This is a genomic window from Citrobacter sp. GW821-FHT02E08 (assembly GCF_059421685.1).
Genome location: NZ_JBWKVL010000002.1, coordinates 338,805 through 351,445, shown reverse-complemented (window position 1 = coordinate 351,445; position 12,641 = coordinate 338,805). Strand labels below are relative to the sequence as shown.

At 53.6% G+C, this 12,641-nt stretch carries 14 protein-coding genes; 9 read left to right on the top strand and 5 right to left on the bottom strand.

What is annotated here, in order from left to right; genetic code table 11:
- Window positions 1-6: 6 nt before the first annotated feature.
- From yajC to secF, 3 genes are read left to right on the top strand one after another with little or no spacing between them, the layout of a single operon-like run.
- The gene (gene yajC / locus AC07UY_RS03945) at window positions 7-339 is read left to right on the top strand and encodes a preprotein translocase subunit YajC (protein ID WP_203358689.1); all 333 of its coding nucleotides are present in this window, start codon (window positions 7-9) and stop codon (window positions 337-339) included.
- A 27-nt stretch (window positions 340-366) separates the two neighbouring features.
- Window positions 367-2,214 carry a protein translocase subunit SecD gene (gene secD, locus AC07UY_RS03940; RefSeq protein WP_494659215.1) on the top strand — a complete coding sequence of 616 codons (1,848 nt, stop codon included), beginning with the start codon at window positions 367-369 and terminating at the stop codon, window positions 2,212-2,214.
- Between the two features lie 10 nt (window positions 2,215-2,224).
- On the top strand, window positions 2,225-3,196 hold the full coding sequence (gene secF / locus AC07UY_RS03935; RefSeq protein WP_494659216.1) for a protein translocase subunit SecF: 972 nt from the start codon (window positions 2,225-2,227) through the stop codon (window positions 3,194-3,196).
- A 162-nt stretch (window positions 3,197-3,358) separates the two neighbouring features.
- Here the strand turns inward: secF and AC07UY_RS03930 are convergent, their stop codons facing one another.
- The 3 genes from AC07UY_RS03930 to AC07UY_RS03920 are packed head-to-tail and all read right to left on the bottom strand — an operon-like array spanning window position 3,359 to window position 6,762.
- Window positions 3,359-4,042, bottom strand: coding sequence for an ABC transporter ATP-binding protein (locus AC07UY_RS03930; protein ID WP_494659217.1), 684 nt, complete (start codon window positions 4,040-4,042; stop codon window positions 3,359-3,361).
- Window positions 4,043-4,052: 10 nt separating this feature from the next.
- Window positions 4,053-5,741 carry an ABC transporter permease gene (locus tag AC07UY_RS03925; protein ID WP_203358686.1) on the bottom strand — a complete coding sequence of 563 codons (1,689 nt, stop codon included), beginning with the start codon at window positions 5,739-5,741 and terminating at the stop codon, window positions 4,053-4,055.
- The gene (locus tag AC07UY_RS03920) at window positions 5,725-6,762 is read right to left on the bottom strand and encodes an extracellular solute-binding protein (protein WP_494700710.1); all 1,038 of its coding nucleotides are present in this window, start codon (window positions 6,760-6,762) and stop codon (window positions 5,725-5,727) included. Before AC07UY_RS03920 ends, AC07UY_RS03925 begins: the two co-directional genes overlap by 17 nt.
- 280 nt (window positions 6,763-7,042) lie before the next feature.
- On the opposite strand from AC07UY_RS03920, the gene AC07UY_RS03915 reads away from it, so the two are divergent.
- From AC07UY_RS03915 to yajD, 3 genes are all read left to right on the top strand, one after another.
- Window positions 7,043-7,408, top strand: coding sequence for a VOC family protein (locus AC07UY_RS03915; protein ID WP_494659218.1), 366 nt, complete (start codon window positions 7,043-7,045; stop codon window positions 7,406-7,408).
- A gap of 24 nt (window positions 7,409-7,432) precedes the next feature.
- A complete protein-coding gene (locus AC07UY_RS03910) occupies window positions 7,433-8,125 on the top strand; it encodes a helix-turn-helix transcriptional regulator (protein WP_494659219.1) in 693 nt (230 codons plus the stop codon).
- A gap of 85 nt (window positions 8,126-8,210) precedes the next feature.
- On the top strand, window positions 8,211-8,558 hold the full coding sequence (gene yajD, locus AC07UY_RS03905; RefSeq protein WP_192611356.1) for an HNH nuclease YajD: 348 nt from the start codon (window positions 8,211-8,213) through the stop codon (window positions 8,556-8,558).
- A gap of 71 nt (window positions 8,559-8,629) precedes the next feature.
- Here yajD and tsx read toward each other — a convergent pair whose 3' ends face one another.
- Both tsx and AC07UY_RS03895 read right to left on the bottom strand, forming a co-directional pair.
- Entirely contained in the window at window positions 8,630-9,514 is an 885-nt protein-coding gene (tsx, locus tag AC07UY_RS03900; RefSeq protein WP_301696652.1) for a nucleoside-specific channel-forming protein Tsx, read from the bottom strand.
- Window positions 9,515-9,814: 300 nt separating this feature from the next.
- Window positions 9,815-10,354: a SadB/YajI family lipoprotein gene (locus AC07UY_RS03895; protein WP_192611358.1), complete on the bottom strand. Its 540-nt coding sequence runs from the start codon at window positions 10,352-10,354 to the stop codon at window positions 9,815-9,817.
- 153 nt (window positions 10,355-10,507) lie between these two features.
- Between AC07UY_RS03895 and nrdR the strand changes: the two genes are divergently transcribed.
- The 3 genes from nrdR to ribH all read left to right on the top strand — a co-directional run bounded on the left by nrdR (window position 10,508) and on the right by ribH (window position 12,623).
- Complete coding sequence (nrdR, locus tag AC07UY_RS03890) at window positions 10,508-10,957, top strand: transcriptional regulator NrdR (protein WP_162378968.1); 450 nt, start codon at window positions 10,508-10,510, stop codon at window positions 10,955-10,957.
- 3 nt (window positions 10,958-10,960) lie between these two features.
- Window positions 10,961-12,064 carry a bifunctional diaminohydroxyphosphoribosylaminopyrimidine deaminase/5-amino-6-(5-phosphoribosylamino)uracil reductase RibD gene (gene ribD, locus AC07UY_RS03885; RefSeq protein WP_494700711.1) on the top strand — a complete coding sequence of 368 codons (1,104 nt, stop codon included), beginning with the start codon at window positions 10,961-10,963 and terminating at the stop codon, window positions 12,062-12,064.
- A gap of 88 nt (window positions 12,065-12,152) precedes the next feature.
- A complete protein-coding gene (gene ribH / locus AC07UY_RS03880) occupies window positions 12,153-12,623 on the top strand; it encodes a 6,7-dimethyl-8-ribityllumazine synthase (RefSeq protein ID WP_203358681.1) in 471 nt (156 codons plus the stop codon).
- Window positions 12,624-12,641 lie beyond the last annotated feature (18 nt).

Here is a 12,641-nt window from a genome sequence, read left to right as displayed (position 1 = left end):
ATTTGAATGAGCTTTTTTATTTCTGATGCGGTAGCGGCAACAGGTGCTCCGGCGCAGAGCAGCCCGATGTCTCTGATTCTGATGCTGGTGGTGTTTGGTCTGATTTTCTACTTCATGATCCTTCGCCCACAGCAGAAGCGTACCAAAGAACACAAAAATCTGATGAGCTCCATTGCGAAAGGCGATGAAGTACTGACTAATGGTGGCCTGGTGGGTCGTGTGACCAAAGTAGCTGAGTCTGGCTACATTGTTATCGCGCTGAACGACACCACTGAAGTGGTTATCAAACGTGACTTCGTAGCTGCCGTTCTGCCGAAAGGCACCATGAAGGCGCTGTAATTTATTGTTTTCCCAAAGGGAACTGCCGTGTTAAACCGTTATCCTTTGTGGAAGTACATTATGCTGGTCGTCGTGATTGTCGTCGGCCTGCTTTACGCACTTCCCAACCTGTATGGTGAGGATCCGGCTGTTCAAATCACTGGCGCGCGCGGTGTCGCCGCCAGTGAGCAAACGCTGATCCAGGTCCAGAAAACGTTACAAGAAGAAAAAATTACTGCTAAGTCTGTGGCACTGGAAGAGGGCGCTATTCTTGCGCGCTTCGACTCCACCGACATCCAACTGCGCGCACGTGAAGCGCTGGTGGGCGTGCTGGGTGATAAATATGTCGTGGCGCTAAACCTTGCTCCAGCGACCCCGCGTTGGCTGGCCGCTATTCACGCAGAACCGATGAAACTCGGTCTTGACCTGCGTGGCGGCGTTCACTTCCTGATGGAAGTGGATATGGACACCGCACTGGGTAAGCTGCAGGAGCAAAATATCGATAGCCTGCGCAGCGAACTGCGCGATAAAGGCATTCCTTATACGACTGTACGCAAAGAAGACAAATACGGTCTGAGCATCACGTTCCGTGATGACAAGGCCCGCGATGAGGCGATCGCTTATCTGACGCCCCGCCATCGCGATCTGGTGATCACAAGCCAGGGTAGCAATGTACTGCGTGCGGTAATGACCGATGCTCGCCTGAGCGAAGCCCGCGAATATGCGGTGCAGCAGAACATCAATATCCTGCGTAACCGTGTTAACCAACTGGGTGTTGCTGAGCCTGTCGTACAACGTCAGGGTGCAGACCGCATCGTCGTTGAGCTGCCGGGTATTCAGGATACTGCGCGTGCGAAAGAAATTCTGGGCGCCACCGCGACCCTGGAGTTCCGTCTGGTCAACTCTAATGTGGATCAATCTGCTGCCGCTTCTGGGCGTGTACCGGGCGATTCCGAAGTGAAACAGACCCGCGAAGGTCAGCCCATTGTGCTGTACAAACGTGTGATCCTGACCGGTGACCATATCACTGACTCCACTTCCAGCCAGGACGAATACAACCAGCCGCAGGTTAACATCTCGCTGGACAGCGCGGGTGGCAACATCATGTCTAACTTCACCAAGGACAATATCGGTAAACCGATGGCGACCCTGTTTGTGGAGTACAAAGACAGCGGTAAGAAAGATGCTAACGGTCGTTCAGTACTGGTGAAGCAGGAAGAGGTGATCAACATCGCCAACATCCAGTCTCGCCTGGGCAACAGCTTCCGTATTACCGGCATCGACAACCCGAACGAAGCGCGTCAGCTCTCTCTGTTGCTGCGTGCCGGTGCGCTGATTGCGCCGATTCAGATTGTTGAAGAACGTACCATCGGCCCAACGCTGGGTATGCAGAACATCGAACAGGGTCTGGAAGCGTGTCTGGCAGGTCTGGCGGTTTCTATTCTGTTCATGATCTTCTTCTACAAGAAATTTGGTCTGATCGCGACCAGCGCGCTGATTGCTAACCTGGTACTGATCGTCGGCGTCATGTCGCTGCTGCCAGGGGCCACGCTGAGTATGCCGGGTATTGCAGGTATCGTGCTAACCCTTGCGGTGGCGGTCGACGCCAACGTACTGATCAACGAACGTATCAAAGAAGAGTTGAGCAACGGGCGTTCAGTGCAACAGGCGATCAACGAAGGTTATGCGGGTGCATTCAGTTCCATCTTTGATGCGAACATCACTACGTTGATTAAAGTCCTGATCCTGTATGCAGTCGGCACTGGCGCAATCAAAGGCTTCGCTATCACCACCGGTATTGGTGTAGCAACGTCGATGTTTACCGCAATTGTCGGTACGCGTGCCATCGTAAACCTGTTGTATGGCGGCAAACGCATCAACAAGCTGTCAATCTGAGGAGTGCGTTGTGGCACAGGAATATACTGTTGAACAATTGAACCATGGCCGTAAAGTCTGGGACTTTATGCGCTGGGACTACTGGGCTTTCGGCATCTCTGGTATTTTGCTGATCGCGGCCATTGTGATTATGGGCGTGCGCGGCTTTAACTGGGGGCTGGATTTCACCGGTGGTACGGTTATTGAGATCACGCTGGAAAAACCAGTGGATATGGATCAGATGCGAGCGTCGCTTGAAAAAGCGGGCTTCGTCGAACCACAGGTGCAGAACTTTGGTAGCAGCCACGACATCATGGTGCGCATGCCTCCGGTGAAAACCGAGAGCGGCAGCCAGGTGTTGGGCAGCAAAGTGCTGGAGGTCATTAACCAGTCCACCGATCAGAGCGCGGCAATCAAGCGCATTGAGTTTGTTGGGCCGAGCGTCGGGGCAGACCTGGCGCAGAGCGGGGCGATGGCGCTGCTGGCGGCTCTGATCTCCATCCTGGTCTACGTTGGTTTCCGCTTCGAGTGGCGTCTGGCGGCGGGGGTGGTTATCGCTCTTGCGCACGACGTGGTGATCACTATGGGCATTCTCTCTCTCTTCCATATTGAGATTGATTTGACCATCGTGGCGTCGCTGATGTCGGTTATCGGCTACTCGCTGAACGACAGCATCGTGGTCTCGGACCGTATTCGTGAAAACTTCCGTAAGATCCGTCGCGGTACGCCGTACGAAATCTTTAACGTGTCGTTGACCCAAACGCTGCACCGTACGTTGATCACCTCCGGGACAACCTTGATGGTTATCCTGATGCTGTTCCTGTTCGGTGGTCCGGTACTGGAAGGCTTCTCACTGACCATGCTGATTGGTGTGTCCATCGGTACGGCTTCATCCATCTATGTTGCATCAGCGCTGGCGCTGAAGCTGGGGATGAAACGCGAGCACATGCTGCAGCAGAAAGTCGAGAAAGAAGGGGCGGATCAGCCGTCAATTCTGCCTTAAGCAGACATTCATGTCTGTCATAGAAATCCCGGTCAAATGACCGGGATTTTTTTGCTTATCTGTTTGAGTTTGCGGAAGTAAAACCCATTGCTCTCGGGGGCGATGTTACTGCATGCGCGTGATGGCGTTTTTATGCCATCAGGAGGAAAGGGCTATTTTCTGTCAGTTGAACTGTGCGTCTCTGTTCTTTTGATATTGACCCATCTGGACATAGCCAATATGGTCAGCCATTAACTGCGCTTCGTGCTCACTGTGCGTCACCAGGAGTGCAGTTTGCCCCGCGTCCCGCAAAATATCCCGAACCTCTGTGCCGAGGCGCTCGCGTGTTTTTTTATCCAGGCTGGAAAAGGGTTCATCCAGCAGCAGGATGTCCGGATGCGGCGCCAGCGCACGGGCTAATGCGATACGTTGCTGTTGTCCGCCGGAAAGCTCATGAGGATAGCGACCGGCATGGCTGTGCAATTCCACCATTCTTAGCAGTTCCGTCACTCTGTCCTGTTGCGCCTCACGCGGCATCCGGCGTAAACCAAACGCCACGTTTTGTTGTGCCGTCAGATGGGGGAATAACGCATATTCCTGAAATACCATGCCGACATGACGTTTCTCTGGTGGCAGATGTATGCCCGGTCCGGCGACACGTCGTTGTGAAACATAAATCTCTCCGCTTCGCAGCCGTTCAAACCCGGCAACAGCGCGTAGCACGGTGGTTTTTCCGCAGCCGGAGGCTCCCAGCAAACAGGCAAGTTCACCTTTACGCAAGGACATTGAAAACCCGTTCAGCACCGATTGCTGGCTGTTGCCGTAGGCAACATGCACATCCTCCAGGCGTAATGCAATTTCTGACATTGTCGTTCCTTTAGTGGCGGCGAGTCAGTTGATGACGCACCAGCAAAATAACCGGCAGTGTGCCTGCAAGAACAATCATTAAGGCGGCAATAGCCCCTTCCTCATAGGTTCCGCGAGCGGCTTCTGCATAAAGCAACGTTGCCAGCGTCTCGAAGTTGACCGGACGTAAAAGCAGCGTCGTTGGCAGCTCTTTCATCGCATCGGCAAAGACTAACAATGCGCTACTCACCAACGCCGGGCGCAATAACGGGAAGTGAACCCGGGCAAACGTTCCTGCGCCATTCTCCCCTAACAAACGCGAGGCTTGCTCAAGGGAAGGGGGGATCCGACCGAGCCCGGAATCCAGTGCGCCAATGGCAATCGCCTGAAAGCGCATGGCACAGCAGATAACCAGTAATATGCCCGCAGACATCAACGGCAATCCGCGAATTTCCAGTAAATCCGCCAGCCATTTGTCGACCGCCATCGCTGGCGTCAGAAAACCAATCGCCAGAATCGTGCCCGGAACCGCGTAGCCCAGGGAGGCCAGGCGCATGACGCCGCGACGAAATCCCGGCATCGCGTTGTCAGCAGCACTATGGCGCGCACTCCACGCCACCAGCAAACTGACGCACACGACCACCAGGGTGGTTCCCGCCGCCAGCGTCAGCGTGTTTTGCAATGCCGAAAGTAACGAGGCGGAAAGCGGATTCTCTTCACCTAATCGTTTTAGGCTTTCCCAGACCAAAAACAGGACCGGAGCCAGAAACCCGAGAATCACCGGCAGCGCAATGATCGCGCCGAGAAGCCATCCGCGCCAGCCGTGTACGCGTGTGGGTTGAATTTCCCGCAGGCTGCGGCTGCTAAACCCCTGTTTCCTGCGGCCATAAAATTCCAGCGTCAGAATGCAGAAAATAAACATCAGCATCATGCAGGCGATTTGCGCAGCGGATGCCAAATCAGAGCGAGAAATCCAGGTGGTGTACACGGTGACGGTCAAGGTTTGCACGCCGAGAAATTCCGACGCGCCAATGTCGTTCAGCGTTTCCAGCAGCGCCAGACTGATACCGACCGCCAACGCCGGGCGTGCCAGCGGCAGCGCAACGCGGAAGAAGGTACCGGCAGCGCCGCAGCCCAACGTGCGGGCAGCCTCCAGCAGGTGCGCAGGCTGGCTAATAAACATTGCCCGCGTCGTCAGGTAGACGTAAGGGTACAGCACTAAACCGAGCAGAATAATGGCGCCTGGTAGTGAGCGCAAATCAGGCAGACGGAACTGTCTCGGGCTGTCAAACCCCAATAGAAAACGGATGAATGTTTGCAGCGGGCCGATGGGATGCATTAAATCGAGCCAGGCAAATGCCACAATATAGGTCGGCATTGCCAGCGGCAGCAGCAGCGCCCAACTGAGGATTTTTCGCCCGGGGAAGTCCCATGCCGTGACCGCCCATGCGCTGCCGACGCCAATGACGCCCACCATCACCGCTACCCCCGCCAGTAACAGCACGGTATTTTTCAGAACGGAGGGCAGCACAAAGGTAATGAGATTATCCCAATGGGAGAAGTCAGCCTGTGTTGCCTGCCAGATGAGCGCCACGATAGGGGTGAGTACGCCCAGCGCAATACACAGCGCGCCAAGATGCAGCGGCGTTAATAACGACTGCGGCCCGGAAACCAGGCCGCGTAACGTCGTCAGATGAAGTGACTTATTGATCGAATCCAACTTTATCAACCAGGAGGCTTGCTTGTTTACGGTATTTCACAATTTCAGTTAACGGAACTTTGTCGACGTCAATCTCACCAATGGTCGCGCTGATAACAGGATCAAGCGTGACGCCTTTCAACACCGGATATTCAAAGTTTGCTTTGGCGTAAAGCTGCTGGGCTGGCGCAGACACCAGGTATTCCATCAGTTTTATGGCTTCTGCTTTATTCGGCGCGTAGCGGGCCACTGCGGCGCCACTGATATTCACATGCGTGCCGCCTTGCTCAAAGGTCGGCTTAACGACTTTAATAGCGTCACCCCAACGGCGGGCATCACTGCCTTCTTTCGCATTTTTCATGTGGCCAACGTAATAGGAGTTCGCCAGGCCGATATCACAAATGCCGCCGAGAATATCCCGGGCGACGTCACGGTCGCCGCCGGTGGCTTTACGCGCCAGGTTCGCCTTCACGCCACGCAGCCACTCTTCGGTTTTCGCTTCACCGTGGTGGGCAATCATGGCGGCAATCAGCGCCGTGTTATAAGGATGCTGCCCGGAACGGATACACACTTTGCCTTTGTATTCCGGGCTGGAAAGCTGTTCGTAATGCCAGTTATCAATGGGCAGGGATTTATCCGCATAGAGCACACGGGCGCGCATAGACAGCGCGAACCACTGATTATCTTCACCGCGTAAATTGGCTGGAATAGCCGCCTTCAGCGCGTCTGACTGTACCGGCTGCGTCACGCCCGCTTCGACTAAATCGATGAGATTACCGGCATCGACGGTCATCAGCAGGTCAGCAGTGGAATTTTTACCTTCCGCTTTCACGCGCTCGAGCATGCCGTCTTTAATATAAACCGTGCTCACTTTGACGCCGCTGGATTGTGTCCAGCTATCGAGTAATGGCTGAATCAGGCCAGGCTCACGCGTGGTGTAGAGGGTTAACGTCTCCTCGGCCAGCGCGGGTGCGCTGAAACAGAGAGCCAGAGCGGATGCAAGAGTGATTCGGTGCAGTCTGATGCTGGGCAGAGCATTCATCGTTTTTATCCCGGAGTAATTGGAACTAATCGTGATCCGAACAGGAGCCTGTTCTTCAGGCGCGCATACAATAAATGATAATCAGTAGCAGTGACAATTATGTGGAAATGCAACTGATTCACATTTACAAAACTTTAATCAACGATGTGATGTGACAGGGGCGGCGGTGTCGCTGAGGGGAACGACGGAATGTAAAAACGGTGATCACTACTGACAGTATGCTGTCAGTAGCCCTGCTTTATGATCTCTCCTGAACTCACCCAAACAGGCAGGAGGAACCATGAAAAGCATTATTAATTGGTTTGAAATTCCGGTTGCGGATATGGAGCGCGCCATTGCGTTCTATGAGCCGGTGATGCAGATGTCGCTACGCCGTGAAAAAATGGACAGTGCCGATCTGGCCGTTTTCCCCTATGACGAACCGGCAACCGGGGGCGCACTGGCAAAATTTGATGGGATTACGCCATCGACGCAGGGCGCTATTATTTATCTGCATACGGCAGATCTGGCGGCATCACTTGAACGCGTCACTACCGCTGGCGGCGAGTGCGTCTTTGGGCCGCTCGACCTGGGGCAGAATATCGGCACTATTGCGCTGTTTACCGACAGTGAAGGCAATCGTGTTGGCCTGCACCAACCCGTGTAATCATCGCTAACACAGAGAGTGAAAATGACCCGACGCGCCGACCGCTTGTTTCAGATTGTGCAAATCCTGCGTGGCAGGCGGCTGACAACGGCGGCGCTGTTGGCCGAACGGCTCGAGGTTTCCGAGCGGACAATCTATCGCGATATCCGCGACCTTTCATTATCCGGTGTACCAGTGGAAGGCGAAGCGGGGATCGGGTATCGCTTAATTGCGGGCTTTGATCTGCCTCCGCTTATGTTAACGCACCGCGAATCAGAAGCCTTGATGGTGGCCATTCGTTTGCTGAAAACATGGGGAGGGGATTCCCTTTCGCGGGAACTGGAGTCCGCGCAGGAGAAAGTGCTGGCGATATTGCCGGAAGAGAGCCGCCGTCGGGCAGAACAGACGAGGATATTTGCGCCAGACTTTGGTACGCAGCCGCATTCCCGCAGTGCCTTTGATCTCATTCACCAGGCGGTTTCGGCGCAGCAGGTACTGGCGTTGCATTATCGCGATGAAGCCGGACATCTCAGCTGGCGGGACGTGCAGCCGCTCGGGATGTTCTTCTGGGCAGAACACTGGCTGTTGATTGCCTGGTGTGAGCGGCGTGAAGATTACCGCTGTTTTCGCGTTGACCGTTGCCTGCAGATTACCCCGCTTGACCGACGTTTCCGTGAAGACGCTAACCGCTCGTTGAGTGATTTCTTGCGTAAAGTGCAATGTGAAGAAAGGCCGTAAATAGTCCTCTCTCCGGGATTGATAAAAAGTCAGCTTCGCGGGAAACTGCACATGACCTTATAGTTAACCCTGGTACTTCATCATCATGGCGATAATCCCTAAAAATTATGCGCGGCTGGAAAGCGGCTATCGTGAAAAAGCGCTGAAACTCTTCCCCTGGGTCTGTGGGCGTTGCTCACGCGAGTTTGTCTACTCGAACCTGCGTGAATTGACGGTGCATCATATGGATCACGATCACACCAATAATCCGGAAGATGGCAGCAACTGGGAACTGCTTTGCCTCTACTGCCACGATCACGAGCATTCAAAATACACTGAGGCCGATCTGTATGGTTCCACGGTCATTGCCGGGGAAGATGCGCAGAAGGATGTCGGGGAAGCAAAGTACAATCCGTTCGCTGATCTAAAAGCGATGATGGATAAGAAGAAATAAAAAAAGCACCGACGCTATATTCGTTCGGTGCTTTTATGCCCGGTGGCGCTTTGCTTACCGGGCCTACATGATTAGAAGTTATAACCTACGACCAGGTATCCACCCCAACCGGTAGAGCGTACGTTAAAGTCGCCTTTACCGAAGTTCAGCTCAGCGTCATCGCTCCACTGACCCCCATTGTGCCAGTAACGGGCTACGACTGAGTAGTGCCAGTGATCGTAGTTCAGCGCCAGAATGTGGCTGGAGGCGATAGAGTTGTTGGTACGCGCTTTGTTGCCGTTAAGATCGGAGAAATCGTCGTCGCCCAGATCTGAACCCCAGTCGAAGTTAGTGAAGCCGATATAGCTCAGGTTACCGCCCCACAGATCGGTAATCGGCACAAAGTATTTCACTTTGAAACGGTAGCCGTCCCACTCGTTTTCGTTCGCTGCGCCGTAGTTCTGCCACTGGTATTTCGCATAGACGTTCATGGACAGGCTCATTGGCAGACCAGTGTCGATGTCGGTACCCAGACCCATGTACCAGGTGCTCTGGCGGCCATCTTTGTTACGACCCATGTCGTAGATGTAGTTGTTCGCGAAGTACCACTCTTTAAACGGACCAAAGCTCAGGTCGGTATTGGTCAGTTTGTCGATAGAAAAACGCGGTTCGATTTCCATAAACAGCGGGGAACCGTGGTTCCAGATACCTTTCGCATCGGTGTTACCACCGAAGAATACCGGGGCATCCGCGTAGCCGTAGAAGTCAAACCAGTCTTTTTTCGCGAAAGCTTCATATTCCAGATAGGTATCGTTACGGATCTGCGGTCCGAAACGCGTATGGTAGCTACCGACCACGTTTACGCTCTGGTGCCACCAGTCAGAAAGATATTCCGGTTTGTCGTTTTCAGCTGCATTAACGGTGAAAGACGACGAGAGCGCCAGCACTGCACCGGCTGCGAGTAATGTTTTTTTCATATGTATGCCACTGTTTAAAAATCCCTTGCGGGAGTGAAAAAGGCGCAAATTGCGTTTCTAAATATTTCGTGTTTCTGCGGAACCTATTATAAAAACCCTTGCTCACAAAAATCTGTCTTGTTTCACAGTTCTATCATTCACGTAATCGATTGCGTTCACGTTTGCGTACTTTAAGCGATGAGAATGTACTGACTCTAATGAATGTAGTCAATTTTCACTAAAAGTGAGGGGGATGTAAGGGGAATAACAAAACTGAGCGGAGATATGTTGCGGAACGAACAAAACGTTCCGCGTGGGCGTTTATTGCGTCACAGGCTGGATGTCGTGGATGCGAATGAACCCTGGCTGGTCCGGAGTCAATCCCTTTAACTGTAACGGAATATCAATGTCGCTGGGTGCCAGAAGACTGGCAGGGGCGTTAATCAATTGATTATGCACATTCACCTCCTGATAATTTTCCGTCGTTCCCTGGAGTTGTCCGTATTCCACCGTACCGCTGAATGCCGGTAATGGATCGTTGGACTCACCCTGAATACGCAGCGTCAGACGCGTACCGTCGGCATTAGGGGCAATATTGATAAGCGACATGCGCAGTGTCCCAATCTGGCTGTTCAGACGGGCTGGCGTTTTGGAGCCCGGTAACAGGTAAACGCCGCTGGACGATTTCGCATTCAACGTGTTTTGCTGCGTTATTTTTATGGTTTCCTGGTTCAACTGGGTCATTTCTGCACTCAACGTACTGACGCTGTGATGCATCTGGCGTACTTCGCTCTGTTGCACACAGGCGCTGAGACTAAAGAGGCTTCCCACCAGGAGAATTCTTAGGTAACGTCTTGTCATGTAGATTATTTCCTTCATTGTCGGGATAACCTAATGGTAGGTCTCTACGTGAGCAAAGGCATAGATCCTTTGTCTCAAAAGCGCTCTGCCTTTGTTGTCACGTCAGTTCAGGGTAAAATAGATTTCGTTAACCACTGAGGTACAGGACGCCGTATGCATTGCCCATTCTGTTTCGCCGTAGACACTAAGGTTATTGACTCTCGTCTGGTCGGCGAGGGCTCTTCAGTACGCCGCCGTCGGCAGTGTCTGGTCTGTAATGAACGTTTCACGACGTTTGAAGTCGCGGAGCTTGTGATGCCGCGCGTGATAAAAAGTAACGATGTGCGTGAACCTTTCAACGAAGAGAAGCTGCGTAGCGGTATGCTCAGAGCGTTGGAAAAACGCCCGGTCAGCGCCGACGATGTAGAAATGGCGTTAAATCACATTAAATCGCAACTGCGCGCCACCGGGGAGCGTGAAGTTCCCAGTAAGATGATCGGCAATCTGGTGATGGAGCAACTGAAAAAACTCGATAAAGTTGCCTATATCCGTTTTGCCTCCGTGTACCGCAGTTTTGAAGATATCAAAGAATTCGGCGAAGAGATCGCTCGCCTACAGGACTAAGCCATGCTGGATGAGTTTTACATGGCGCGAGCGCTGAAACTTGCTGCGCGCGGGCGGTTCACCACGCATCCCAACCCGAACGTCGGTTGCGTGATTGTCAAAGAGGGCGAGATTGTCGGCGAAGGCTATCATCATCGCGCCGGTGAACCTCATGCTGAAGTCCATGCGCTGCGCATGGCGGGTGATAAAGCCAAAGGTGCCACCGCGTATGTCACGCTGGAACCGTGCAGCCATCATGGCCGTACGCCGCCGTGCTGTGATGCGTTAGTGGCGGCAGGTGTCACCCGCGTCGTCGCGGCCATGCAGGATCCCAACCCACAGGTGGCCGGGCGCGGACTGTATCGTCTGCAACAGGCAGGCATTGACGTAAGCCACGGGCTGATGATGAGCGACGTGGAAGCGTTGAATAAAGGCTTTCTCAAGCGGATGCGTACGGGATTTCCGTATATTCAGCTGAAGCTTGGCGCCTCGCTCGATGGCCGCACGGCGATGGCCAGCGGCGAAAGCCAGTGGGTCACCTCGCCACAGGCGCGGCGTGACGTGCAGCGTCTGCGTGCGCAAAGCCATGCCATTCTGACCAGCAGTGCGACGGTACTGGCTGACGATCCGGCATTAACGGTGCGCTGGGATGAACTGGACGCGGATACGCAGGCGCTTTATCCGCAGGAAAATCTGCGCCAGCCGGTGCGCATTGTTATCGACAGTCAAAACCGTGTCACACCCGAACATCGCATTGTGCAGCAGCCGGGTGAAACCTGGTTTGCCCGTACGCACAGCGACGATCGCCACTGGCCGGAAGGCGTGAAGTCAATCATTACCCCAGAGCACAACGGCCATCTTGACCTTGTCCTGCTGATGATGCAGCTTGGCAAACAGCAGATTAACAGCCTCTGGGTTGAAGCGGGACCGACGCTGGCGGGGGCATTGTTACAAGCCGGATTAGTGGATGAGCTTATCGTCTATGTTGCGCCTAAACTGTTAGGAAGCGACGCCCGGGGATTATGTGTACTGCCGGGGCTTGAGAAATTAAGTCAGGCCCCCCATTTTAAATTCAATGAGATACGCCATGTAGGTCCGGATATTTGCCTGCATTTAGTGGGCGCATGATCTCCCGGTTCGAAAGGGAAGCAGCGCACAAAATATTATGATAAAATCCGCCCCCCTGCGGGGCCACAAATGAACCCGAAGGAAGAGTATGAACATTATTGAAGCTAACGTTGCTACCCCGGACGCTCGCGTCGCCATCACCATTGCGCGTTTCAACAACTTTATCAATGACAGCCTGCTCGAAGGTGCGATTGACGCCCTGAAACGTATTGGCCAGGTAAAAGATGAAAACATTACTGTCGTTTGGGTTCCGGGCGCGTATGAGCTGCCGCTGGCGGCTGGCGCACTGGCAAAAACCGGTAAATATGACGCGGTGATTGCGCTGGGTACGGTTATCCGTGGCGGTACTGCACACTTCGAATATGTCGCTGGCGGGGCAAGCAATGGCCTGGCGCATGTCGCTCAGGAAAGCGGAATCCCGGTAGCCTTTGGTGTTCTCACCACTGAAAGTATTGAACAAGCTATTGAACGTGCTGGCACTAAAGCCGGTAATAAGGGCGCTGAAGCTGCACTGACCGCGCTTGAAATGATTAATGTATTGAAAGCCATTAAGGCCTGATTTTTGTAAGGGGAAATC

Coding starts and splice junctions, on each gene's coding strand:
- yajC (WP_203358689.1), top strand. CDS start 7: ATGAGCTTTTTTATTTCTGATGCGGTAGCGGCAACAGGTGCTCCGGCG.
- AC07UY_RS03930 (WP_494659217.1), bottom strand. CDS start 4,042: ATGTCAGAAATTGCATTACGCCTGGAGGATGTGCATGTTGCCTACGGC.
- AC07UY_RS03920 (WP_494700710.1), bottom strand. CDS start 6,762: ATGAATGCTCTGCCCAGCATCAGACTGCACCGAATCACTCTTGCATCC.
- AC07UY_RS03915 (WP_494659218.1), top strand. CDS start 7,043: ATGAAAAGCATTATTAATTGGTTTGAAATTCCGGTTGCGGATATGGAG.
- AC07UY_RS03910 (WP_494659219.1), top strand. CDS start 7,433: ATGACCCGACGCGCCGACCGCTTGTTTCAGATTGTGCAAATCCTGCGT.
- yajD (WP_192611356.1), top strand. CDS start 8,211: ATGGCGATAATCCCTAAAAATTATGCGCGGCTGGAAAGCGGCTATCGT.
- tsx (WP_301696652.1), bottom strand. CDS start 9,514: ATGAAAAAAACATTACTCGCAGCCGGTGCAGTGCTGGCGCTCTCGTCG.
- AC07UY_RS03895 (WP_192611358.1), bottom strand. CDS start 10,354: ATGACAAGACGTTACCTAAGAATTCTCCTGGTGGGAAGCCTCTTTAGT.
- nrdR (WP_162378968.1), top strand. CDS start 10,508: ATGCATTGCCCATTCTGTTTCGCCGTAGACACTAAGGTTATTGACTCT.
- ribD (WP_494700711.1), top strand. CDS start 10,961: ATGCTGGATGAGTTTTACATGGCGCGAGCGCTGAAACTTGCTGCGCGC.
- ribH (WP_203358681.1), top strand. CDS start 12,153: ATGAACATTATTGAAGCTAACGTTGCTACCCCGGACGCTCGCGTCGCC.